Source organism: Humibacter antri (assembly GCF_054777235.1).
Map to the genome: position 1 here is coordinate 1 of NZ_BAAHAW010000005.1, position 24,537 is coordinate 24,537.

Annotated in this window: 19 protein-coding genes; 15 read left to right on the forward strand and 4 right to left on the reverse strand. The window is 67.1% G+C overall.

Annotated features, from left to right (window positions below):
- Positions 1–57: 57 nt before the first annotated feature.
- The gene (locus ACYVDK_RS02860; RefSeq protein ID WP_460517684.1) at positions 58–870 is read right to left on the reverse strand and encodes a ParA family protein; all 813 of its coding nucleotides are present in this window, start codon (positions 868–870) and stop codon (positions 58–60) included.
- Positions 871–940: 70 nt separating this feature from the next.
- On the opposite strand from ACYVDK_RS02860, the gene ACYVDK_RS02865 reads away from it, so the two are divergent.
- Together ACYVDK_RS02865 and def are read left to right on the forward strand one after the other, a co-directional pair.
- Positions 941–4,345, forward strand: a complete 3,405-nt coding sequence (locus ACYVDK_RS02865; protein WP_460517687.1) for a pyruvate carboxylase — start codon at positions 941–943, stop codon at positions 4,343–4,345.
- Between the two features lie 57 nt (positions 4,346–4,402).
- The gene (def, locus tag ACYVDK_RS02870; protein WP_460517690.1) at positions 4,403–4,894 is read left to right on the forward strand and encodes a peptide deformylase; all 492 of its coding nucleotides are present in this window, start codon (positions 4,403–4,405) and stop codon (positions 4,892–4,894) included.
- Positions 4,895–4,900: 6 nt separating this feature from the next.
- Here def and ACYVDK_RS02875 read toward each other — a convergent pair whose 3' ends face one another.
- The gene (locus tag ACYVDK_RS02875) at positions 4,901–6,730 is read right to left on the reverse strand and encodes an AMP-dependent synthetase/ligase (protein WP_460517693.1); all 1,830 of its coding nucleotides are present in this window, start codon (positions 6,728–6,730) and stop codon (positions 4,901–4,903) included.
- A 97-nt stretch (positions 6,731–6,827) separates the two neighbouring features.
- Between ACYVDK_RS02875 and ACYVDK_RS02880 the strand changes: the two genes are divergently transcribed.
- The 3 genes from ACYVDK_RS02880 (at position 6,828) to ACYVDK_RS02890 (ending at position 10,041) form a co-directional block, all read left to right on the forward strand.
- Entirely contained in the window at positions 6,828–7,772 is a 945-nt protein-coding gene (locus ACYVDK_RS02880; protein WP_460517695.1) for an ROK family glucokinase, read from the forward strand.
- Positions 7,773–7,831: 59 nt separating this feature from the next.
- Positions 7,832–8,521 carry a lysophospholipid acyltransferase family protein gene (locus tag ACYVDK_RS02885; RefSeq protein WP_460517698.1) on the forward strand — a complete coding sequence of 230 codons (690 nt, stop codon included), beginning with the start codon at positions 7,832–7,834 and terminating at the stop codon, positions 8,519–8,521.
- Positions 8,522–8,712: 191 nt separating this feature from the next.
- The gene (locus tag ACYVDK_RS02890; protein ID WP_460518123.1) at positions 8,713–10,041 is read left to right on the forward strand and encodes a class II 3-deoxy-7-phosphoheptulonate synthase; all 1,329 of its coding nucleotides are present in this window, start codon (positions 8,713–8,715) and stop codon (positions 10,039–10,041) included.
- 49 nt (positions 10,042–10,090) lie between these two features.
- On the opposite strand, the gene pknB is transcribed toward ACYVDK_RS02890, so the two are convergent.
- Positions 10,091–12,028 (reverse strand): Stk1 family PASTA domain-containing Ser/Thr kinase, encoded by a 1,938-nt coding sequence (pknB, locus tag ACYVDK_RS02895; protein WP_460517701.1) that lies wholly within the window; start codon positions 12,026–12,028, stop codon positions 10,091–10,093.
- Between the two features lie 252 nt (positions 12,029–12,280).
- Between pknB and ACYVDK_RS02900 the strand changes: the two genes are divergently transcribed.
- Positions 12,281–12,592 carry an Rv2175c family DNA-binding protein gene (locus ACYVDK_RS02900; protein ID WP_460518126.1) on the forward strand — a complete coding sequence of 104 codons (312 nt, stop codon included), beginning with the start codon at positions 12,281–12,283 and terminating at the stop codon, positions 12,590–12,592.
- 44 nt (positions 12,593–12,636) lie between these two features.
- Here the strand turns inward: ACYVDK_RS02900 and ACYVDK_RS02905 are convergent, their stop codons facing one another.
- Positions 12,637–13,737, reverse strand: coding sequence for a polyprenyl synthetase family protein (locus ACYVDK_RS02905; protein ID WP_460517704.1), 1,101 nt, complete (start codon positions 13,735–13,737; stop codon positions 12,637–12,639).
- 80 nt (positions 13,738–13,817) lie between these two features.
- On the opposite strand from ACYVDK_RS02905, the gene ACYVDK_RS02910 reads away from it, so the two are divergent.
- From ACYVDK_RS02910 to murD, 9 genes are all read left to right on the forward strand, one after another.
- The gene (locus ACYVDK_RS02910; protein ID WP_460517707.1) at positions 13,818–14,198 is read left to right on the forward strand and encodes a DUF3040 domain-containing protein; all 381 of its coding nucleotides are present in this window, start codon (positions 13,818–13,820) and stop codon (positions 14,196–14,198) included.
- 680 nt (positions 14,199–14,878) lie between these two features.
- Positions 14,879–15,310, forward strand: coding sequence for a division/cell wall cluster transcriptional repressor MraZ (mraZ, locus tag ACYVDK_RS02915; protein ID WP_460517710.1), 432 nt, complete (start codon positions 14,879–14,881; stop codon positions 15,308–15,310).
- A 106-nt stretch (positions 15,311–15,416) separates the two neighbouring features.
- The gene (rsmH, locus tag ACYVDK_RS02920) at positions 15,417–16,382 is read left to right on the forward strand and encodes a 16S rRNA (cytosine(1402)-N(4))-methyltransferase (protein WP_460517713.1); all 966 of its coding nucleotides are present in this window, start codon (positions 15,417–15,419) and stop codon (positions 16,380–16,382) included.
- The gene (locus ACYVDK_RS02925; protein WP_460517716.1) at positions 16,379–17,059 is read left to right on the forward strand and encodes a hypothetical protein; all 681 of its coding nucleotides are present in this window, start codon (positions 16,379–16,381) and stop codon (positions 17,057–17,059) included. Before rsmH ends, ACYVDK_RS02925 begins: the two co-directional genes overlap by 4 nt.
- Positions 17,060–17,117: 58 nt before the next feature.
- Entirely contained in the window at positions 17,118–18,905 is a 1,788-nt protein-coding gene (locus ACYVDK_RS02930) for a peptidoglycan D,D-transpeptidase FtsI family protein (RefSeq protein ID WP_460517719.1), read from the forward strand.
- 11 nt (positions 18,906–18,916) lie between these two features.
- Positions 18,917–20,464, forward strand: coding sequence for a Mur ligase family protein (locus tag ACYVDK_RS02935; RefSeq protein ID WP_460517721.1), 1,548 nt, complete (start codon positions 18,917–18,919; stop codon positions 20,462–20,464).
- Positions 20,461–21,891, forward strand: coding sequence for a UDP-N-acetylmuramoyl-tripeptide--D-alanyl-D-alanine ligase (locus ACYVDK_RS02940; protein WP_460518128.1), 1,431 nt, complete (start codon positions 20,461–20,463; stop codon positions 21,889–21,891). Before ACYVDK_RS02935 ends, ACYVDK_RS02940 begins: the two co-directional genes overlap by 4 nt.
- Positions 21,888–23,006, forward strand: coding sequence for a phospho-N-acetylmuramoyl-pentapeptide-transferase (gene mraY / locus ACYVDK_RS02945; RefSeq protein ID WP_460517724.1), 1,119 nt, complete (start codon positions 21,888–21,890; stop codon positions 23,004–23,006). The genes ACYVDK_RS02940 and mraY overlap by 4 nt, the downstream gene beginning before the upstream one ends.
- Positions 23,003–24,514: a Mur ligase family protein gene (gene murD, locus ACYVDK_RS02950; RefSeq protein WP_460517726.1), complete on the forward strand. Its 1,512-nt coding sequence runs from the start codon at positions 23,003–23,005 to the stop codon at positions 24,512–24,514. Before mraY ends, murD begins: the two co-directional genes overlap by 4 nt.
- The last annotated feature ends 23 nt before the right edge of the window (positions 24,515–24,537 follow it).

Below are 24,537 nucleotides of genomic sequence, written 5' to 3' on the forward strand. Positions count from 1 at the left end.
GGACACGCCAGCCCGGCAGCGCTTCACCCCTGCCCACTTGACAAAACACGCTACATATCAGTTGTCGGCGTACTCGCCGATGCGGGCGGTGCGCAGCACTCGCTCCAGCAGTTGATCGAAGTAGTGCGCCATCTCCTGAGCACTTTCGCCCGGCCATACGTGCAGCGGCTTCGCCGCACCCTGTGCCTGCTGCAACGAGGTGCGCTCCGGCAGCTGAGGTGCGAGCACCAGCGGGCCGAACATGTCGCGCAGTTCCTTGATGCGGAACTGGTGTTCGAGCGACTGCACGCGCGCCCGGTTCACGATGATCCCGAGCGGCTGAAGCCGTGGGGAGAGGCCTCGTCGGATCTCCTCGATGGCACGCAACGCGCGATCGGCCGCCGCCACAGAGAACAGCCCGGGCTCCGTCACGACCGAGACGCGGTCGCTGGCCGCCCATGCCGTGCGGGTGAGCGCGTTCAGCGACGGCGCGCAGTCGATGAGCACGAGATCGTAGTCGTGCTCCACATTGGCGAGCGCCTCTTCGAGCTTCCAGATGTCGCGGATCGACGGGTGCGGGCCGTCGAAGTTGATCGCCGAAGGACTGCCGATCATCACGTCGACCTTGCCGGGGCGCCCGCGCGTCCATCCGCTCGGTGCGATGGCGGCGCGCACCACCTTCTCCTTCGGAGAGGCGAGCACATCGGCCACGTTGAGATGGCCTGCGATCGTGATGTCCATGCCCGTCGAGACGTCCGACTGAGGGTCGAGATCGACCACCAGCGTGCGCAGCCCCCTGGCGAAGGCGGCAGAGGCGAGACCCAACGTCACCGTGGTCTTGCCGACACCGCCTTTGAGGGAGCTGACGCTGAGCACATGCACAAGAGGCAACGTTACCGTCAGTAGTCTTGGAGAACCTAACCGTTCGCTGAGCGGCGCGTGCCCCGCCAGAGAGGCCCTGATGTTCACCAAGATCCTGGTTGCCAACCGCGGGGAGATCGCCATCCGGGCGTTCCGCGCCGCCTACGAGCTCGGTGCTCGGACCGTCGCGGTGTTCCCCTACGAAGACCGCAATTCGATGCACCGGTTGAAGGCCGACGAGGCCTACGAGATCGGTGAGCCGGGGCATCCGGTCCGGGCATACCTCGACGTCGACGAGATCATCAGGGTCGCCCGGCAGGCCGGCGCGGATGCCATCTACCCCGGCTACGGGTTCCTCTCCGAGAACCCCCATCTCGCCGAGGCCGCGGCGGCCGCAGGCATCACGTTCATCGGACCGGACGCCGGCGTGCTCCGCATGGCCGGCAACAAGGTGACGGCCAAGGAGCATGCGATCGCTGCCGGTGTCCCCGTGCTGAAGTCCACACCGCCGTCGCGAAACGTGGATGAGTTGCTCGCCGGTGCGGAGGCCATCGGCTTCCCCATCTTCGCCAAGGCGGTCGCCGGGGGCGGCGGTCGTGGCATGCGGCGGGTGAACAGTCAGGCGGAGTTGCGTTCGGCGCTCGAAGAGGCCATGCGCGAGGCCGACAGTGCGTTCGGCGATCCGACGATGTTCCTCGAGCAGGCCGTACTGCGTCCGCGGCACATCGAGGTGCAGGTGCTCGCGGATGCCACGGGGCACACGGTGCACCTGTTCGAACGCGACTGCTCCGTGCAGCGACGCCACCAGAAGGTGCTCGAGATCGCGCCGGCGCCGAACCTGCCGGACGACACCCGTGAGGCGCTGTACCGCGACGCCATCGCGTTCGCCTCCTCGATCGGCTATGTGAACGCCGGAACCGTCGAGTTTCTGCTCGACACCGCCGGCGAGCGGGCCGGTGAGCACGTGTTCATCGAGATGAACCCCCGTATCCAGGTCGAGCACACGGTCACCGAGGAGGTCACCGACGTCGACCTCGTGCAATCGCAGATGCGCATCGCGGCGGGGGAGACACTCGCCGATCTCGGACTGCACCAGGAGCGGATCCAGCTGCACGGCGCGGCGATCCAATGCCGCATCACCACCGAGGATCCGACGCAGGGCTTCCGGCCGGACACCGGAACCATCACGACATACCGGTCGCCCGGTGGCAGCGGTATCCGGCTCGATGGAGGCACGGTCGCGGCCGGAGCCCAGATCAGTCCGCACTTCGACTCGATGCTCGCCAAGCTCACCTGTCGTGGACGCGACTTCGGTGCCGCCGTACTGCGTGCCAGACGGGCGCTGGCCGAGTTCCGCATCCGCGGCGTGGCCACGAACATCCCGTTCCTGCAGGCGGTGCTCGACGACACGTCGTTCGTCTCCGGCGATCTCAGCACGTCGTTCATCGAGGAGCGGCCCCAGCTGTTGCGCGGTCGGGTGTCGAAGGATCGCGGAACGAAGCTGCTCAACTGGCTGGTCGACGTGACGGTCAATCAGCCGAACGGTGCGCGACCGCAGGTGGCCGTTCCCGTCACGAAGCTACCCGGGGTCAATCTCGCCGATCCCGCGCCCGATGGGTCGCGTCAGCGACTGCTTGCGCTCGGGCCGGCCGGCTTCGCGGCCGAGCTTCGCGCTCAGAACGCGCTCGCGGTCACCGAGACCACGTTCCGCGACGCCCATCAGTCGCTGCTCGCCACCAGGGTGCGCACGAAAGACCTGCTCGCGGTCGCGCCGTACGTCGCACGGCTGACGCCGCAGCTGCTTTCCGTCGAGGCGTGGGGCGGCGCCACGTACGACGTGGCCCTTCGCTTCCTCGGTGAGGACCCGTGGGAGCGGCTCGCCTCGTTGCGCGAGGCGCTGCCGAACATCAACATCCAGATGTTGCTGCGCGGCCGTAACACCGTTGGCTACACGCCGTACCCCACCGAGGTGACGGACGCCTTCGTGCGTGAAGCGGCAGCCACCGGCGTCGACATCTTCCGCATCTTCGACGCGCTCAACGACGTCGGCCAGATGCGGCCGGCCATAGAGGCAGTGCTGCAGACCGGCACGGCGATCGCGGAGGTCGCGGTCTGCTACACGGCCGACGTGCTCGACCCGGCGGAGAACCTGTACACGCTCGACTACTACCTTCGGCTCGCGGAAAGCATCGTGACCTCTGGTGCTCACGTGCTCGCCATCAAAGACATGGCCGGCCTGCTCCGTCCGGGTGCTGCCGAGCTGCTGGTGCGCTCATTCCGAGAGCGGTTCGATCTGCCGGTGCACGTGCACACCCACGATACGGCGGGCGGCCAGCTCGCCACGTTGCTGGCGGCGAGCGCGGCGGGCGCGGATGCCGTCGACGTCGCCAGCGCTCCCATGTCGGGCACGACGAGCCAGCCGTCGGCATCCGCTCTCGTCGCGGCGCTTGCGCACACCGTGCGCGACACCGGCATCCCGCTGCATAACGTGACCGACCTGGAACCGTACTGGGCAGCTGTACGAGGACTGTACGCCCCGTTCGAGTCCGGCCTTCCCGGCCCGACCGGGCGCGTGTATACGCACGAAATCCCCGGCGGACAGCTGTCGAACCTGAGGCAGCAGGCGAAGGCGCTCGGCCTGGCCGAGGACTTCGAACTCATCGAGGACATGTATGCCGCGGCCAACCGCATCCTCGGGCGCATCCCGAAGGTGACGCCGTCGTCGAAGGTGGTCGGCGACCTCGCCCTGCACCTGGCGGCTGTGCACGCCGACCCGGACGACTTCGAGCAGAACCCGCAGAAGTACGACGTACCCGACTCGGTCGTCGGTTTCATGGCCGGTGAGCTCGGTGACCTCCCCGGTGGATGGCCAGAGCCGTTCCGCAGCAAGGTGCTCGACGGCAAGAACGTGCGCGTCGCGGCCGCCGACCTGACGGACGAAGACCGCGAAGGACTCGAAGCGGATTCCGCGACGCGACGTTCCACCCTTAACCGGCTGTTGTTCCCCGGCCCGGCGCGACAATTCGAGCAGGTGCGCGAGTTGTTCGGCGACGTCTCGGTTCTCGACACCGACGACTATCTCTACGGCCTGACGCCGGGCCGTGAGCACGTCATTCACCTCGGACCAGGCGTTCGCCTGTATGCGGGGCTCGAGGCGGTCGGCGAGGCCGACGACAAGGGCATCCGCACCGTCATGACGACGCTCAACGGGCAGCTGCGTCCGGTATTCGTGCGAGATCGCTCCATCACGGTGGAGACGAAGGCGGCGGAGAAGGCGGATGCCTCGGTGCCGGGGCATGTCGCCGCGCCGTTCTCGGGCGTGATCACTCTGCAGGTGGAGGTGGGCGACCGCGTCGTCGCCGGCACGCCGGTGGCATCCATCGAGGCGATGAAGATGGAGGCGGCGATCGCCTCGCCCGTCTCCGGAACGGTCACCCGGCTCGCAGTGCCGAAGACGCAGCAGGTGGATGCAGGCGACCTGCTCGTGGTCGTGAACCCGGAGTGACAGGCAGGCAGCCGGTACCGCACCCAGGCGAGCCGGGCGCACTTATAAAATGAGCGGATGCCCGACCGCCCCATCCGCCTCTACGGCGACCCCGTGCTCGCCACCGTGTCCGACCCGATCGCTGCCGTCGATGACGGCGTCCGCTCGTTGGTGGCGGACCTCGTCGACAGCGTCAAGATCGAGGGTCGGGCCGGCGTCGCGGCCTGCCAGATCGGCGTCGGTCTGCGCGCGTTCAGCTACAACGTCGATGGCGAGGTCGGTTACCTGATCAACCCCGAGATCGTCGAACTGGGCGAGACGGTCGAGGAGATCGACGAGGGATGCCTGTCGGTGCCCGGTCTCTGGTTCCCCACACCCCGGCACACCTACGCGAAGGCGAAGGGCACCGACCTGGATGGCAACGAGGTGGTTGTCGAGGGCACGGGTGTGCTCGCACAGGCGCTGCAGCACGAGACGGACCACCTCAATGGAATCGTCTACCTCAAGCGCCTCGCGCCTGAGCGTCGCCGCGAGGCGATGCGCAAGGTGCGCGAGTCGAGCTGGTTCTGAGAACGATCAACGAAGGCTGAAGCCCTCGGTCGATGGGGCGTTCGAGTAGAGCGCCTCGATCTCGCCGGCGAAGTCCTTCAGGATCTCGTTGCGCTTGATGCTCAGCTTGGGCGTGAGGTGCCCGCTCTGCTCGGTGAACTCGGTGGGCAGCACGATGAACTTTCGAATCGACTCAGCCCGCGACACCTGGGCGTTCGCCGCATCGACCGCCTTCTGCAACTCCGCCAGCACGGCCGGATGCTTTGCAGCGACCTCGACCGACATCATGGCGTCCTGGCCGTTGTTGTTCAGCCACACGGGAAGCATCTCGGTGTCGAGTGTGATCAGGCATCCGATGAACGGCTTCTGATCTCCTACCACGACGACCTGGCCGACCAGAGGGTTCGCTCGGATCTGATCCTCGAGCACGGCCGGTGCGACGTTCTTGCCGCCGGCGGTGACGATGATCTCCTTCTTCCGTCCCGTGATCGTGAGGAACCCGTCGTCGTCCAAGCTGCCGAGATCCCCGGTTCTGAACCAGCCGTCTTCGAATGCCTCGGCGGTCTGCTGTGGGTTCTTCCAGTACTCTTTGAAGACGTCAACGCCCTTGACGAGGATCTCGCCGTCGTCGGCGATGCGGATCGCGACGCCCGGCAACGGCACGCCGACGGTGCCGATCTTGGACCGTTGCGGCAGGTTCACGGTCGCGGGTGCGGTCGTCTCGGTCAATCCGTAGCCTTCGAGCACCTTGATGCCCATGCTGTGGAAGAAGTGGCCGAGGCGGGCGCCGAGCGGCGCGGATCCTGACACCGCGTAGCGCACGTTGCCGCCCATCGCGGCCCGGAGCCTGGCGAACACCAGGCGGTTGTAGAGCGCATACTGCAGCCGCAGCCCGAACGGAATGGAACCGCCGGCTTCCTTCGCCTTGGAGTACTCGACGGCGACGTGCGCGGCCTTGCGGAAGATGCCGCCCCTGCCGCCCGACTCGGCGTTCTGCTCTGCCGAGTTGTAGACCTTCTCGAACACCCGCGGAACGGCCAGTAGAAAGCTAGGGCGAAAGGTGCCGAGCGACGGCAGCAGGTTGCGGGTGTCGGGCTGGTGGCCGACTCGCACGCCGCCGTGCACACACAGCACGGAGATGAATCGGGCGAACACGTGAGCGAGCGGGATGAACAAGAGGGTGGATGCCCCGAGCTCGTCGTCGACCACCTCGGCGAGCGCCACCGCGGAGTTGCGCGACAGCTCGACGAAGTTCGAGTGCGTGATGACGCACCCCTTCGGCCGGCCCATGGAACCGGAGGTGTAGATGATGGTGGCGAGATCGTCTTCGTTCGCCAGGCGTCGGCGGCGCGTGATCTCGTCGTCGGAGATCTCCTTGCCTGCCGCGACGAGCTTTCCGAGGTCTCCGAGCTCGACCTGCCACACGTTGCGGATCTGCGGGAGGTCTGCCGCGACCTCGTCGAAGCGTGCGAAGTGGTCGGCGGTCTCCAGGAACAGGCCGCTGGCATCCGAGTCGCTGAGGTTCCACTGCACCTGGGCGGGTGAGCTGGTGTCGTAGATCGGCACGAGCACGGCGCCCGCGTACAGGGTGGCGAAGTCGATCAGCGTCCACTCGTATCGGGTGCGGCACATGATGCCGATCTTGTCGGCCGGCTGCACTCCCGCGGCCACGAGGCCCTTTGCGAGGGCGATCACCTCAGCCTCGAACTGGGCAGCGGTGACGTCTTGCCAGCCATCGCCCGCCGGCTTGGCGAAGAGCACCTTGTCCGGCGTCTGCGCGACCCGGTCGACCAACAGATCCGCAGTGTTCGCGTGCGGGTCGGCGGGCACTGCTGCGGGCGTTTCGGCATGGTTCACGGCTAGCTCCTTCGGCACCGATACAACCACTACACTCTATGCTTTACCGGCCGCCTGCCTGGACGGCCCGACCCTCCGACGAAATGCGAGACGAAGCGTGCACGCGATCGGTATCGACATCGGAGGCACGAAGATCGCCGGTGCCCTCGTCGACGAACTCGGCGCGATCATCCGCGAAGACCGGGTGCCGACGCCGAAGGACACCGGGGGCATCGAAGACGCTGTCGTGGAGATGATCGACCGGCTCGCGATCGACGCCGACCCGGTCGGGGCCGGCGTCGCGGCGGCCGGCTTCGTCGATGCCGCACGTTCTACGGTCTACTACGCCCCCAACATCGCGTGGCGCAACGAGCCGCTGCGTCAGAAGATCGAGGCGCGGGTGGATGTTCCTGTCGTCATCGAGAACGATGCGAACGCCGCCGGGTGGGCCGAGTTCCGTTTCGGTGCCGCGCGCCTGGTCAGCGACATGGTCATCCTCACGATCGGAACCGGCGTCGGGGGAGCGATAGTCAGCGAGGACCGGCTCTTCCGCGGAGGCTTCGGCGCCGGTGCCGAGGTGGGTCACATGCGAGTCGTCCCAGGGGGACTGCCTTGCGGCTGCGGCGCGCGCGGCTGCATCGAGCAGTATGGATCCGGCCGAGCCCTGCAGCGGTACGCGAGCGAGCTCGCCGACCAGGGTGGCATCGGCCAGGCACTCGCCGACGTGCGCACCAGGACCGGCAGGCTGTCCGGCTCCGACATCGGCGAGCTCATCCAGCAGGACGACCCGGGGGCGCTGGCGGCGTTGCGTCAGCTCGGTGACTGGCTAGGCCAGGCCAGCGCGAGCCTTGCCGCAGTCCTCGACCCGCAGATGTTCGTTTTCGGCGGGGGAGTGGCGCAAGCCGGTGACAGGCTTCTGGAGCCGATCCGCAACGCCTACCTGGAGAACCTCCCTGCTCGTGGCTACCATCCCGAGCCTGAGTTCCGCATCGCCGAACTCGTCAACGACGCCGGCGTCGTCGGTGCGGCAGACCTGGCTCGCCTGCACGCCGTGAGGCGCTGAGCCTTCATCCCGTCAGCCGTTAAGCTTCATCTGCACGCTACGAAAGGGTTGCGCGAGAAGTGTTCTACTGGCTGTTGAAGTACATCGTCGCGGGCCCCGCGCTTCGCGCGATCTTCCGGCCATGGGTCGTCGGCCTCGAGAAGGTGCCGAAGGGCGGCGCGGTCATCCTCGCCAGCAACCACCTGTCGTTCATCGACTCGCTCTTCCTCCCGCTGATGGTCGGCAGGCATGTCTCGTTCCTGGCCAAGAGCGACTACTTCACGAGGCGCGGCCTGATGGGCTGGCTGACGAAGACATTCATGAAGGCCACCGGGCAACTGCCCATCGACCGGGGCGGCGGACCCGCATCCGAGGCATCCTTGAACACCGGCCTCGGCGTGCTGGCCAGGGGCGAGATCCTCGGCATCTATCCGGAGGGCACGCGAAGCCCCGACGGCCGCCTCTACAGGGGTCGCACCGGTGTGGCACGCATGATCCTCGAAGGTCACGTGCCGGTGGTGCCGGTCGTGATGATCGGCACGCAAGCCATCATGCCGATCGGGTCGAAGCTGCCGCGCATCCGTCGAGTGGGTCTCGTCTTCGGGGATGCCCTTGATTTCTCCCGCTTCGAGGGGCTCGAGGGCGACCGCTTCATACTCCGGTCGATCACCGACGAGATCGTCTACTCGTTGCACGGGCTCGGCCAGCAGGAATACGTGGATGTCTACGCCTCCACCGTGAAAGAGCGCCGCCCCAGTCTCGCCCGGTAGCCGTCGCGCGGGTGCGGCCGGGCTGCACCGATCCCAGCGGCGCCCGGTAGGCTTGCTCCGCTCGCCGCATCGCAGGCGCAGGCATCTGTACGCAGATCGCGTCGCTCCGTACGACGCGTGGACCATGAGAGGTGGAAACCCCGCCCGTGCTGCTCGATCACACCGCCCCTGCCGTACCCGCCGACGAATCCGTGCTCGCGGGCCTCGACCACTGGCGCACCCTCGAAGCCAAGCAGCAACCCACGTGGCCGAGCGCGGATGCCGCACGGGTGGCATCCGAGGAGCTCGCGACGTTGCCCCCCCTCGTCTTCGCCGGTGAGGTGGATCACCTCCGAGACCGCCTCGCCGCCGCAGCCGAAGGCAGAGCATTCCTGCTGCAGGGCGGTGACTGCGCCGAGACGTTCGCCGGTGCCACAGCCGACCAGATCCGCAACAGGGTCATGACCGTGCTCCAGATGGCCGTCGTGCTCACGTACGGCGCCTCCGTGCCCGTCATCAAGATGGGCCGCATGGCCGGCCAGTTCGCCAAGCCGCGCTCCAGCGACACCGAGACCCGCGGGGACGTGACGCTGCCGGCGTACCGCGGCGACATGGTCAACGGCTACGACTTCACCGCCGAGTCCCGCGCCACCGATCCCCGTCGCCTTGTGCAGGGCTACCACACGGCCGCGTCCACCCTGAACCTGATTCGGGCGTTCACCCAAGGCGGCTTCGCTGATCTCCGTCAGGTGCACAGCTGGAACCGCGGCTTCGCCGCGAATCCCGCCAACCAACGCTACGAGGGCCTCGCCCGCGAAATCGACAGGGCGATCAAGTTCATGGAGGCCGCGGGAGCCGACTTCGACGAGATCAAGCGCGTCGAGTTCTACTCCAGCCACGAAGCCCTCCTGATGGACTACGAGCGGCCCATGACGCGCATCGATTCCCGCACGGGCACTCCCTACAACACCTCGGCGCACTTCGTCTGGATCGGCGAGCGCACGCGACAGATCGAGGGCGCGCACGTGGACTTCCTCAGTCGTGTGCGCAATCCGATCGGCGTGAAGCTCGGCCCGTCGACCTCGGCGGAAGACATGTTCCGGTTGATCGACAAGCTCGATCCCACGCGCGAGCCCGGGCGACTGACCTTCATCACGCGCATGGGCGCCGGAAAGATCAGGGAGGCGCTCCCGCCGCTGCTGGACGCGATCAAACGCCACGGTGCCACCCCGCTGTGGGTCAGTGACCCGATGCACGGCAACGGGCTGACCACGCCGTCCGGCTACAAGACGCGTCGGTTCGACGACGTCGTAGACGAGGTGAAGGGGTTCTTCGACGCGCATCGCGACGCCGGGACGGTTCCTGGCGGCATCCACGTGGAGCTCACCGGAGACGATGTCACCGAGTGCTTGGGCGGTTCCGAGCACATCGATGAGGCGACGCTCGCGACGCGCTACGAGTCGCTGTGCGACCCGCGGCTGAACCACATGCAATCGCTCGAGTTGGCGTTCCTCGTCGCGGAGGAACTCGGCGCCCGCTGAATTCGGCGCTCCGCACGCACCCTGGTGCGCGCGGACCTGTTCTCGCCCGCTAGCCGCCGAACGAAAGACTCACGGTCACGGTGCTCCCCTTGGGCTGCATGGTGCTGGCGGCCGGATCCGTAGCGGTGACCTTGAACGCGCTGGGGAACTGGTCGACGGGGATCGGGCCGACGGTCGCCGGGTAGCTGACCTTGAAGCCCGCGTCGGTGAGGTCCTTCTTCGCCTTGTCCCAGGTCTCCCCGACGACGTTCGGCACGGCGACCGGCGCCGGTCCGAGCGAGATGTCGAGAACGATCGTGTCACCGACGCGCACCGGACCCTCGTTCTGTGGAGCCTGCGACAGCACAGACCCCTTCGACACGCTGTCGCTGTAGTCCTTCTTGCCTTCGGCATACTTGAGCCCGACTGCGGTGAGCGCGGCCTCGGCATCCGACTCCGGCTTGCCCGTCACGTCGGGCACGGCGCCGAGTGAGACGAGAAGATTCACCTTCAGGCCCTTGAAGTAGCCGCCGCCCTTGGAGAGGTCGGCCTTGTCGCCTTCTGCCTGCGCCGCGGACACCACTGTGTCCTTCGGTGCATCCGAGACGAACTGCTCGTCGACTGTGCCGACCACCGCGCCGGCATCCGTGATCGCCTTCTGCGCCTGAGCCTTACTGAGTCCGGCCAGCGCCGGGATGGTGATCGGCTGTCTGCCCTTCGAGACGTGCAGCTTCACGGTCGAACCGTTGGTCGCCTTGGCGCCCTGGCCGGGCGTGGACGAGACCACTGAGCCCGCCGGCACGCTCGACGAGTACACCTCGTCTGTCGCGATCTTGAACCCTGACTTGGTGAGCGCCGTCTTGGCGGCGTCGAGGGTGGTGCCGTTCACGGACGGCACAGCAACCTGTGATCCCGGGCCGCCGCCGAAATACCAGCCGGTGCCTCCGGCGACGGCGGCGAGCACGAGCACCAGGGCCAGCAGCCACCAGCCTCGGGACTGCCTGCCGTGCGCGGTCTTCGCGAGCGCTGCGACGGCATCCGTGGCCGACGCCTCGGGGCGCACCTGGGCCGCCGGCCCGATGAGCTGTGTGTCGGAGTCGGATGCCTCGACACCGCCGCCCGCAAGCACGAGGGTCGGCTGCGGCCCGGTATCGGAACCGGGAGTGTGGAGTTCTCGCTCCGTCTGCAGGAGGCGCTCGAGCATCACGCCGGCATCGGCAGGACGTGCTGCGGGATCCTTCGCCGTCGCCCAGAGCACGAGGTCGTCCAGCTGCGGCGGCACATCGGGGTTCAGCCTGCTCGGTCGCGGAACGGCGTCGTTCGCGTGCTGATACGCCACCTGCATGGGCTGCTCGCCCTTGAACGGCTGCTCACCGGTGAGCATCTCGAACATCATGATTCCGAGTGCGTAGATATCGCTACGGGCGTCGGCAACACCCCTCGTGACGAGTTCCGGGGAGAGGTAGGCGATCGTGCCGAGCAGCGCCTGGCCCGTGCCGGTGCTGTTCGTCACGGCTCGCGCCAGTCCGAAGTCGCCGATCTTGATGCGGCCGTCGTCGGCGAGCAGCACGTTCTCCGGTTTGAGGTCGCGGTGAACGATGCCTGCGCGGTGTGCCGCAGCGAGACCGGACAGCACAGCATCCGTGATGTCGATGGTCTGTTCGGGCGTGAGCCGACCGTAGTCGCGGAGAAGATCGCGCAGAGTGATGCCCGGCAGGTACTCCATCACGAGGTACGCCATGTCGGCGTCCTGGCCCTGGTCGAAGACGCTCACGACGTTGGGATGCGCCAGCCGCGCCGCTGATCGTGCTTCCTGCACGAAGCGATTCTTGAACTGCGCATCGTCGGCCAGATGCCCGTGCATCACTTTGATCGCCACGCGACGTTCAAGGCGCAGATCCGTGGCCAGATACACCGTAGCCATGCCGCCGCGGGCGATCCGGGAGCGCACCTGATACCGGCCGTCGATGAGACGGCCGAGCATCGGATCGGGCTGGCTCGCGGTCACTCGTCGAGTCTACGGATGACATGCCGAAGCATCCGGGTAGAACACGGTAACGAATGGGGCTCACAGGGTGTGCACGAAGTGCGTCAGCACGCCCACGGCCACGCTCCCACGACGATCTCCATCGACCCGGCGATCGAAGTGAACTCTGATCGCTCTCGACTCAGCCGTTTGTGACAATCTTGTTCGGTGTCGAAACCCAGTTCCGCATCCGCGCAGACCCACGAATCCCGAACAGGGGCAGAGCGCACCTGGCTGACCGTGCCCGAGCTCGTCGACGTGCTCGGAGTGGGCGTCGGGCGCATCCACCGGCTGCTCGAAGACAGACAGCTGCTGGCAGCGCGTATCGACGGCGTGCTGAAGGTGCCATCGGACTTCATCGTCGGCGACGAACCGCTGAGCGAACTCCGCGGCACGCTGATCGTGCTCGCCGATGCCGGCTTCAGCGACGACGAGACGATGTCGTGGCTGCTGCAGCCGGAAGACAGCCTGGGTATCGCCCCCATCGACGCGCTACGTGCCGGGCGCAAGGCGGAAGTGCGACGTATTGCGCAGGCACTGGCCTAGGGCGAGTCTCGATCACGGTCTCCGGGCCACGCGACGCTTCTGGATCACGCGACTCTGTCGCTGACCGACTGCGTAAGGTCTCGCAGCTGATTGACGGCGACATCGGCCAGTGGTGCGTCGTCGAGAGCTCGGCTTGCGCGATCGACGTTGAGTCGGATCATCCGCTCCACCTCGGCGGTGGCGCCCGACGAGGTGATCGTGCTCTGCAGCATCCGGATCTGCTCGTCTGCGAGGTCGGGGTCGCCGAGGAGCTCGTCGAGAACACGTCTGGCCGACGCAGGAAGAGACTGTCGGGTGAGCGCGACGAGCACGGTGCGCTTGCCCTCGCGCAGGTCATCTCCGCTCGGCTTGCCGGTCACCTCCGTGTCGCCGAAGACTCCGAGAAGGTCGTCGCGCAGCTGAAAGGCGATACCGAGCGGCAGTCCGAACTCGCGCAGAGCCTCCAGTTGTTCGATCGTGCCGCCCGCGAGCATCCCGCCCATGACAAGCGGGGATTGCACGCTGTACTTCGCCGACTTGTAGACGATCACCCGCTCGGCGCGGGGGAGCAGTTCGTCTTCGGCACCGGTGCGCCAGGAGCGCTCCTCGAGGATGTCCAGGTACTGGCCGGCGATCACCTCAGCCCTCATGCGCCCGAACTCTCTGCGCACGCCGCCCGCCCGGTCGGCGGAGACGCCATCGGCAAGCGCCTCGCTGAGCAGATCGTCGCTGAAGCCGAGCAGGAGATCGCCGAGGAGCACGGCCGCGCCGTCTCCGAAGTCGGAAGCCGAGCCGTCCCAGCCGTTCTCTCGGTGCAGCGACTCGAACCGGCGATGAGCCGATGGCGCACCGCGCCGGGTGTCGGAGCGGTCGATGATGTCGTCGTGCACGAGGGCGGCGGCGTGGAACAGCTCGAGTGCGGCGGCCGTGCCGATCACCGGCTCGAGTCGCTCCGGCTCACGTGCGCCACGCGCATCGTTCACCGCGCGATAGCCCCAGTAGCAGAACAAGGCCCTGAATCTCTTGCCGCCACTGAGAAACTGCCGGGAGATCGCCGCCAGCGGCCCCACCTCCGGGGCGATGGACAACAAAATAGAATTGCGCGTTTCGAGGAAGTGTCCGATACGGTCGTCGACGAGATCGATCAGTCGCGAGCTTTCCGGCACGCGCCTAGCCTAGCTGCGGCAGCGAGACTAGAATAAGAAGTCACTACATCGTCATTCTCGTTAGCCTGAGGGGGACAAGGATGCCGCTTTCGGAGCACGAGCAGCGCCTCCTCGATGAGATGGAGCGCAGCCTCTATCAGAATGACGCCGACTTCGTCGCGAAGGTCGGTGGGACCCGAGTCCGTCCCACCTACCGCGCTGTCGTCCTCGGCATCCTTCTGGCCGTTGTGGGTGTCGCCGTTCTGTTGACCGGGGTGTTCATCCAGGTCATCGTCGTGGGCATCGTGGGCTTCGCTCTCATGCTCGTCGGTGTGCTCGTCGCGATCACGCCCAGCCGCGCCAAGCGAGCCGCCGCGGTCGCCGACGAGCAATCGGAGACACCTGCCGCAAAACCCGCACAACCCGGTTTCATGGACAAACTCAACCAACGCTGGGACAAGCGTCAAGACGGCGACCACTGAGACACCGACTCGCCTGCGCCGCAGTGCGCTGACGAGCCACCCGTGAAGGACCATCGCGCGCCGAAGGGCGCGCGATTCGTGTCGTAACGGCCTTGATCCCTTCGGATGCGTCGATGCAGCCGGGCGCGATGGTGCGGTGGTCTCTCAGGCATCGCACCGATCGGGTGGTGATCGAGGCAGCGAATGGTTGAGCGTGCGGCAGTTCGCCCGCGCGGCACAGGCGCGCACACCCGGCGAGACATTCTCCGCACTCAGCGCGCGAGAACGAGTGGTCTTCCTCCTCAGCGCATGCGGCTTGAGCAACGCGCAGATCGCGCTCATCGCGTGCGGCTTGAGCAACGCGGAGATGGCGGAAGCAACTTGTTCTGACCGAAGCGACAGTCAAGAGCAACGTTCGCCAGGTGCTCGCCAAGTAGAAACGGAGGCCGCTCCGGGTCTTCGGCGATGAGCTGCGGTCGTGTGCCGCTGCCTTTCTGTGCGCACAGGCGCGCTCGGCCGTCCGCGGACCGATGAGCATCGCATTCCCTCCACATCACTCCACCGGGCAAATCCCATATGTTTGCGCGAGTTCGATGCGATCTAAGCTGTGAATCCATCCTCGTTCCGCGTTTTGTGGATGAGTGTGGAGTAAAGTGGAGGATGTCGCAGGCTCGCGGCGCAGATCAACCGGGGGAGGGCCGATGTTCCTTGGCACCTACGCCCCGAAGCTCGACGAGAAAGGGCGCATCATCCTCCCGGCCAAGTTCCGCGAAGAGTTCGAGTCGGGACTCGTGATGACTCGCGGCCAGGAGCGATGCGTCTACGTCTTTCCGCGCCGTGAGTTCGAGTCGCTGAATGAGAAGATCCGGCAGGCGCCGGTCACGAGCAAGCAGGCCCGTGACTATCTGCGGGTGTTCCTCTCAGGAGCCAGCGACGAGATCCCCGACAAGCAGCACCGCGTGACGATCCCACCGCTTCTGCGGACGTACGCCGGACTGCAGCGGGATCTCACCGTGATCGGTGCGGGCAACCGTGCGGAGATCTGGGACTCCGCGGCCTGGGATGCCTACCTCGCTTCGAACGAGGCGTCGTTCGCCGAGACGGCCGAGGAGGTGATCCCGGGGCTGTTCTAGCGCCTGGCGCCGGACTCCCAGCCACACATCGCACCCTGACGCACTTCCCCGGTGTCAGGTGGCGTGTGGATGGGGATCCGGCGTCAGGAGCGGGCCCCGACCCTTCATGGTCGATGACACCGATCCGCGAGACATCCACACACCGGTCATGCTCGAACGTTGCGTCGAACTCCTGGCGCCCGCGCTCGAGGTCGACCGGCCGGTGCTGGTCGACGCCACGCTGGGCCTCGGCGGGCACACCGAGGCTCTTCTGCAGCGCTTCCCCTCGCTCACAGTGGTCGCGCTCGACCGCGACGCCGAGGCGATCGCCCTGGCCACGCAGCGATTGTCCGCGTTCGGCGACCGACTGAAGGTGGTGCATACGGTCTACGACGGGATCGCGGATGCCGCGGCATCCGCCGGGTATGGCGCGGTCGACGCCGTGCTCTTCGATCTCGGCGTCTCCTCCCTGCAACTGGACAGGGTGGAGCGCGGGTTTTCGTACTCGAAGGATGCCCCACTCGACATGCGCATGGATGCCACGTCGGAGCTGACCGCACAGACCGTCGTCGCCGAGTACGGCGAGGACGAGCTCCGGCGGATCTTCCTCGACTACGGCGAGGAGAAGCTCGGTGCTCGGTATGCGCGGGCCATCGTGCGGGCGCGCAGCCAGGAGCCGATCATGCGCTCGGCGCAGCTGGTGGCGGTCATTCAGAATGCGACGCCGGCGGCAGTGCAACGCGCCGGGCATCCTGCCAAGCGCGTCTTCCAGGCGCTGCGCATCGAGGTCAACCACGAACTCGATGTGCTGGAACGGGCGATTCCGCGAGCCGTCGACCTCCTGCGTGTGGGTGGCCGCATCGCCGTCATGTCGTTCCAGTCTCTGGAGGACCGCATCGTGAAACGGGCGCTGGCGGCGAAGGCCGCGTCTACCGCTCCGGTCGGACTTCCCGTCGAACTGCCCGAACACCGACCGGAACTGAAGCTGCTGACGAGGGGGGCCGAACTGGCCGACGACGCGGAGAGGGCGCGCAACCCGCGCTCGATCCCGGTTCGGCTGCGCGCGGCGGAGCGTATCAGGGGGAACACATGAGTCAGGCGACGGCGACTCTTCCATCTCCACGGGATCCGGCCACCCGTGGCCCGGCACGGCGCACTGCGCCCCATTTGACGGCGCTGCCGCGCACGGAGCGTAGAGCACGGCCGAAGCTGTTCTACGCCGCAGTCGCCGTCATGACGGTCATGGTCGTCGTCGTGGCGCAACTGCTGTTGTCGATCGGCGTCTCGCAGGGCGCTTACCGCATCGAGGCGCTGCAGGCGAACAAGGCCCAGCTGTCTCGTGCGTATCAGGAGGCATCCGAGAAGGTGCAGACGCTGTCGTCACCGCAGAACCTCGCAGCCAACGCCGCCGCCCTCGGAATGGTGAACAACGGAACGCCGGTCTACCTGCGCCTCTCCGACGGTGCGGTGATCGGCTCACCGACGCCGGCTTCTGCTTCTGCGGGTTCCATGGGAGCGCTCGTGAGCAACGCCCTGACGCAGAACATTCCGCTCGTCACCGCGCCGAAGGCGACGAAGAAGCCGGGTACCACGCCGCTGAATGGCGCGTCTGAGACCGCAGGCCACGGATCCGGTGACACAGCTGCTGCCGGTTCCGCCGCGAGCACCGGCAGCGAGACGGGATCGGGCACACCGAGCGGGAATCAGCAGCAGTCCGATGGCGGCCCCGTACCGTGGACAGGGGCCCTCCCGGCGCCCGCGACCCACTGATCAGCAACACTGAACCACCGCAGCGCACCGCGTCTCAGCCGCTGTTACGAGGAGCCCGATGACGACCGTGAAGTCCCACCGTCGCCGCGCGGCCTTCGCCATCGCGGCGGTCATCGTCATCGTGGTCGTTTTCGTCGTGCGCCTAGTCGATCTGCAGGTCGTGCGGGCGAACGCCCTCGACAGGCAGGCCGCTGAGCGCCGCGGCAACGTCTCGACGATCGAGGGCACGAGGGGCTCGATCGTCGCCGAAGACGGAACGGTGCTGGCCCGAAGCGTGATGCGCTACGACTTCCAGGCCACTCCGAAGTACACGACAGGTCTTCGGGCCATCACGATCGACGGCAAGACCAAGAAGGTGTCGCTGGAGGTGGCCGCGGAGGCGATCGCCAAGGTCACCGGCCAGAAGCCGAGCGATATCACGGGTCCCATCCAGGCCGCGTTGGCGAAGAACAAGGACTCGCAGTATGCGCCGATCGTCAAAGGGGTGAATGTCGCCACCTACCAGAAGCTGACGGCGCTGCAGATTCCGTGGCTCCACTCCAGCAGTCATCAGGTGCGGGTCTACCCGAACGGTGCCGTCGCCGGGAACATCCTCGGATTCCTGAACGGGGCGGGCGTCCCGCAGGCGGGTCTGGAGGAGGGGCAGAACAAGAAGTGCCTCGCCGGTCAGAACGGCGAGGAGACGTATCAGGTGGGCGCCGACGGCGTCACCATCCCAGGCAGCACGAAGGTGCAGAAGGTGGCGAAGGACGGCGGCCAGCTCGTCACCACGATCGACCCCGACCTGCAGTGGTTCGCGCAGGACGAGTTGGCCAAGGTCGTTCCGCAACTCGGCGCACAGTTCGGCATGGTGAGCGTTGTCAGTGTGAAGGACGGCAAGATCCGCGTGGCCGCCCAGTATCCGTCCGCAGACCCGAACAACCTCGACGCGACCCCGGTGGCGGACTGGGACGCGATGATGTTCCAGGACAAGTACGAGCCGGGCTCGATCTTCAAGCCGCTCACTGCGGCGGCGTTGATCGACACGGGCCGCGCGTCCCCGACCACCCAGTTGGTGGTACCCGACACGCTGGCCCCGCAGCAGGGCGTGTTCGTCTCGGATGACGAATCGCACCCGGTGCAGCACCTCACCCTGACCGGGGTGCTCACCGAGTCGTCCAACGTCGGCATGTCGGAGCTCGGCACGAGCATGCCCGATCAGGAACGCTACGACTTCTTGAAGAAGTTCGGCATCGGCAGCAAGACCGCCGTGAACTTTCCGGGGGAGATCAGCGGCGAGCTCGCAAAGCCCTCGAGCTGGGACGCGCAGCAACGCTATGCGACCACCTTCGGGCAGGGTCTTTCGATCACACAGGCCCAGATGCTGGGTGCCTACCAGGCGATCGCCAACGGGGGAGTGAAGGTCCCGCTCTCGCTCATCCAAGGGTGCAGACAGGCGGACGGGAAGATGACCGACGTGCCGTCCACCAAAGGCACCAGAGTGGTGTCGTCGAAGACGTCGCAGGAGGTTCTCGGGATGCTCGAGAACGTGCTGAAGGGGGGCCCGCTCTCGACGCTGCCGAACACCGAGATTCCCGGCTACCTCGTGGCAGCGAAGACCGGAACGGCACAGGAACCGGACGGCAACGGCGGTTACCGCAGGGGGAGCTTCTACGTGTCGGTCATGGGTGTCGCGCCGGTCGACGATCCGCAGTACGTCGTTTCGGTGAACATCGGCTTCCCGACTACGATTACATCGTCCCTGGCGGCGGGACCGCTGTTCAAGACGATGATGAGCCAGGTGCTCAAGGCGTTCCGGGTTCAGCCGTCAACCGCTCCGCAGGCGAACTACCCCGATACCTATTGAAAGTGAGCCACGTGACCGGAACGGGCACCGCGATGCTGCGCCCCGAGCACCCCGTCTCCCGGTCCCTGTCGCAACTGGTGGCCGACTTCGGGTTCGAGGCTTCGGAACGCGTCGACTCCATCGAGGTGAGCGGTGTGACCGTCGCTTCCGGCGCCGTGGAGCCGGGTGACCTGTATGTCGGCCTTCCCGGCAGACGCACGCACGGTGCATCGTTCGCGGCCGACGCGGCCCAGGCGGGCGCGACGGCCGTTCTCACGGATGCCGCCGGGGCCGAGGTCGCCGCCGGTGCGGGCATCCCGGTGCTCGTCACGGAAGATCCGCGTGCGCTGCTCGGCGAGGTCGCTGCCTGGGTCTACCGCACCGAAGAGAACCCCGCGACGCTCTTCGCCGTCACCGGCACCAACGGCAAGACGAGTGTCGTCTACGTGATCACCGCGCTGCTGGAGCAGATCGGCGTGCGTTCCGGCCTCAGCTCCACCGCTGAGCGTCGCATCGGCGACCTAGCCGTCACCAGCTCGCTGACCACGCCGGAGGCGAGCGAACTTCACGGCCTTCTCGCCCGCATGCGCGAGGCCGAGGTGCGCGCGGCCGCCGTCGAGGTATCCGCGCAAGCACTCACCCGGCATCGTGTGGACGGCATCGTGTTCGACGTCGCCGGATTCACGAACCTCAGCCACGACCACCTCGACGACTACGCGTCGATGCAGGAGTACTACGTCGCGAAGCTCGCGCTGTTCTCGCCCGACCGGGCACGCCGAGGCGTCGTCACGGTCGACACCGAGTGGGGGCGGCGCCTTGCGATCGAGTCCCGCATCCCCGTGACGACTCTGGCGACCGTGCCGGGCATTGAGGCCGACTGGCAGGTCGAGGTGGGTGAGGAGTCCATCGACAGCACCGCGTTCACGCTCATCGGCCCGGACGGGCGGTCGGTGTCCACGAGCATCCCGATCCTCGGATCGTTCATGGCAGGCAACGCCGCCCTGGCCATCGTCATGCTCGTCGAGTCCGGCTTCGATCTCGAAGCGATCGGACAGGTGCTGCAGCGCGACGGCGGCATCAGGGCGTACATTCCCGGCCGTGCCGAACGAGTGTCGGGCGCGGAGGGTCCCGTGGTGTTCGTGGACTACGGGCACACGCCCGACGCCTTCGCGCGCATTCTCGCCTCGCTGCGCACTGTGACTCCTGGTCGCGTGATCATGGTCTTCGGCGCGGATGGCGACCGCGACGCGACGAAGCGCGCCGACATGGGCGCGATCGCCGCCCGCGGTGCCGACGAGGTGATCATCACCGACTTCCACCCGCGCTTCGAAGATCCGGCGACGATCCGTGCCGCGCTGATCCGCGGGGCACTGGATGCCGTTCCCGACGCGCACGTGGAGGAGATCGCCGACCAGCGGGTCGCCATCCGCACCGCGATCGCCCACGCGGGCGAGGGAGACGTCGTCTTCTACGCAGGTCCGGGGCACGAGGACTATCAGGAGGTCGCGGGAGTGCACTTGCCTTATTCGGCGCGTGAAGACGCGAAGCTCGCGCTTCGCGAGGCGGGATGGCTGTCGTGATCGCCATGACGATCGACGAGATCGCCCGCGCGGTTGGCGGTCGGCTGGTCGCCGATGAAAGCGCCTCGTCGCGCGTGGTCGAAGGGCTCTCCTACACGGACTCCCGCGAGGTGGAACCGGGCGGCATCTTCTTCGCCAAGCCGGGCGAGTTCACCGACGGGCACCTCTTCGCACCCCAGGCAGTCGAACGCGGCGTCGCACTCGTCGTCGTCGACCACGAACTCGGGCTCGACGCGCCGCAGGTCGTCGTCGACGACGTGGTCGATGCGCTCGGCGCTCTGGCCCGCACCAGCATCGCGAGGGCGCGCGAGGCCGGCATTCTGCGCATCGTCGGCATCACCGGCTCGAACGGCAAGACCACCACGAAGAACCTGCTGGCCGCGATCCTCGGTCGGGTGGGGGAGACGGTCGCGCCGCGGGCATCCTTCAACAACGAGGTCGGCGCTCCGTTGACCATGCTCGAGGTGGGCGAGCACACCAGGTTCCTGGTGGCCGAGATGGGCGCGAGTCGTGAGGGCGACATCACCCGGCTGATCCGAATGGCCAAACCCGACGTGGGCATCGTGCTCAAGGTGGGGCTCGCGCATGCTGGAGAGTTCGGCGGCATCGAGCACACGCAGCGCGCCAAGTCGGAGATGGTGACCGATCTGGATGCCGGTGACACCGCCGTGCTCAACGCCGACGACCCGCGCGTGGCCGCCATGGCACCGCTCACGAAAGCGCAGGTGCTGTGGTTCGGCGTCGATGGCGATGTCGCACCCGATCGGATTCGCGCTACGGACGTGCGCTCCACCCGTTCCGGCACCACGTTCACGCTGCACCTGCCTGCCGGCCGCGAGGGCGACGGGCCGACCCGCGAGGTCGCGTTCCGGGTGCTCGGCGAACATCATGTGGCGAATGCACTGGCAGCGGCGAGCGCCGCTCACGCCCTGGGAGTCGGCATCGACGATATCGTCGCCGGCCTGGAGTCGGTGAGCAGGGCCGAGCGCTGGCGCATGGAGGTCATGGGCGGTGCGCGCGGCGTGACGATCATCAACGACGCCTACAATGCGAGCCCGGACTCGATGGCCGCCGCTCTGAAGACGCTGGTGCAGTTGCGCGAACCGGAAGGGCGCGCCATCGCCGTGCTGGGTGAGATGAGCGAGCTTGGCGAGATGTCGGGGGCGGAGCACGACCGCGTCGGTCTGCTGGCCGTGCGGCTGGGTGTCGACCAGGTCGTCGTCGTGGGTGCAGGAGCACGGCGCATGCACATCTCCACGATCAACGAGGGCTCCTGGGACGGCGAATCGGTGTTCGTCGAAACGCAGGACGAGGCGTACGGGCTGCTCGAGTCGATGCTGCGCGACGGCGACACGGTGCTCGTCAAGTCGTCGAACTCCGCAGGACTCAGGCATCTGGGCGACCGTCTGGGGGAGTTGTACTCGTGAGGGCACTGTTGACCGCCGGAGTGTTGTCGCTCGCCTTCTCTCTCTTTCTGACGCCTGTGTTCGTCAAACTGTTCCACCGGCTGAAGTGGGGACAATTCATCCGTGACGACGGTCCGCAGTCGCATCACGCCAAGCGCGGCACCGCCACCATGGGCGGCATCGTCATCATCCTGGCCACGCTCGTCGGCTATTTCTTGGCCGTTCTCTTGAACGGCGGTGACGGGCTCTCGGTGTCCCCGTTGCTCGTCCTGCTGATGATGGTGGGCTTGGGCGTCGTCGGCTTCATCGACGACTTCCTCAAGACACGCAAGCAGCGCAGCCTCGGACTCGGTGGATGGTCGAAAGTGGTCGGGCAGGTCATCGTCGCGACACTGTTCGGCATCCTCGCCATCAACTTCCCGAGCAACGAGGGGGTGACGCCCGCGTCGACGCAGATCTCGTTCATCCGAGACCTCCCGATCGACCTGATGGTGCTGGGTGGAGTCCCGGCGATCGGAATCATCCTCTATCTGATCTGGGTCAACCTCATCACGACCGCCACGTCGAACGGCGTCAACGTGACGGACGGCTTGGATGGCCTCGCCACGGGTGCATCGATCCTGGCGATCGGGTCGTACATCATCATCGGGTTCTGGCAGTTCAACCAGTCGTGCTTCACCGACAGGGTCAGCACGGTCGACACGGCGAACCTCTTCAAGTGCTACACCGTGCGCGACCCCCTCGACCTCGCGGTCGTAGCAGCTGCCATCGTCGGTGCGCTCGTCGGGTTCCTGTGGTGGAACACGTCGCCCGCCCAGATCTTCCTCGGCGACACCGGATCGCTCGCCCTCGGCGGTGCCCTCGCCGCGTTCGCGATCCTCAGCCACACCGAGCTGCTGCTGGTGCTGATCGGCGGCCTGTTCGTCATCGAGGCGGGCTCGGTCATCCTGCAGCGCGCCTACTTCAAGGTCACGCACGGCAAGCGCATCTTCCGCATGAGTCCCATCCACCATCATTTCGAGCTCAAGGGCTGGGCAGAGGTGACGGTCGTCGTGCGGTTCTGGATCATCGCGGGCCTTCTCGTGGCCGCGGGCGTCGGCTCGTTCTATCTCGAGTGGCTGTCGAGAACGTCATGACCTCGGCCGACCTGCCGGGTCGGCTGGCCGGCCTGACGAGTTGGCGTGCCGACTGGCGAGGGTTACGAGCAGTCGTGCTCGGTCTCGGCGTCGCCGCGTTCTCCAGCGCCGACACGCTGGCCGAACTCGGCGCCGACGTTCTCGTGGTGGCGGATGCCCTGCACGAGGAACGCGCGCGCCTGCTCGACGTCATCGGGGCACGCCTGCACGTGGGCGACCTGACCGCGGTTCCGGATGCCGTCAGCGCCTTCGATCCGGAGGTGGTCGTCGTCTCGTCGGGCAGGTACCACCCCGACCACGCACTGCTCGCCTGGGCGGAGAGCGCCGGGATCGCCGTCTGGAGCGATGTGGAGCTCGCCTGGCGGGTGCGCGACAAGGTCGAGCCCGCGGCGGAGTGGATCTGCATCACCGGCACGAACGGCAAGACGACCACCGTCGAGCTCGCGGCGACCTTCCTCGCCGCCGCCGGCATGCGGGCGGCACCCTGCGGCAACATCGGTATCCCGGTGCTCGACGCCATTCGCAATCCGCAAGGCTTCGACGTGCTCGTGGTCGAGCTCTCCAGCTATCAGCTGCACTGGATCAACCGCAGCGCGGGCGGCGAGATCTTCCCTTTCTCCAGCGCATGCCTCAACCTCGCCGAGGATCACCTCGACTTCCACGGATCCCTTCGGGCGTACGCGTCGGCGAAGGCGAAGGTCTACGACAACACCAAGGTCGCGTGCGTCTACAACCGTGCCGACGCCGCCACCCTGCGCATGGTGGAGGAGGCCGATGTGATGGAGGGCGCCAGGGCGATCGGCTTCGGACTCGATACCCCCGGGCCCAGCGACTTCGGCATCGTCGACGGCATCCTCTGCGACCGCGCGTTCCTCGACGACCGCGCCACGACGGCGCTGGAGTTGACGACGCTCGACGACCTGCGCGCGGCCGGACTGGGTGCTCCGCATGTCGTGGCGAACATCCTCGCGGCGAGCGCGCTCGCCAGGTCGTTCGGCGTTCCCACCGATGTCATTCGCAACGCGCTCCAGACGTTCCGACTCGACCGGCACCGCATCGAGGTCGTCGCCGAGCACGGCGGTGTGACGTGGATCGATGACTCCAAGGCGACCAATCCACACGCGGCGGACGCGTCGCTTCGCGCGTTCGAGCGCATCGTATGGGTACTCGGTGGCCAGTTGAAGGGCGTCGAACTCGATGACCTGGTGCAGCGGCACGCCGCGCGCCTCGCCGGTGCAGTGGTGATCGGGCTCGACCAGGAACCCGTGCTCGCCGCATTCCGCCGACACGCGCCGGAGCTTCGTGTGCTCCCCGTCGGTGCCCGGGAGACTGAGCACGTGATGCCGGAAGCGGTCCGGCTCGCCGCACGGTTGGCGCGCGGGGGAGATACGGTTCTTCTCGCGCCGGCGGCGGCGTCGCTGGATCAATTCACCGACTTCGCGGACCGGGGCGACCGGTTCGCGCGGGCGGTGCACGACCTGCTCGCCGACGACACGGCCTCGAGTTGAGCCGAACGCCGGCAGGCCGCCGC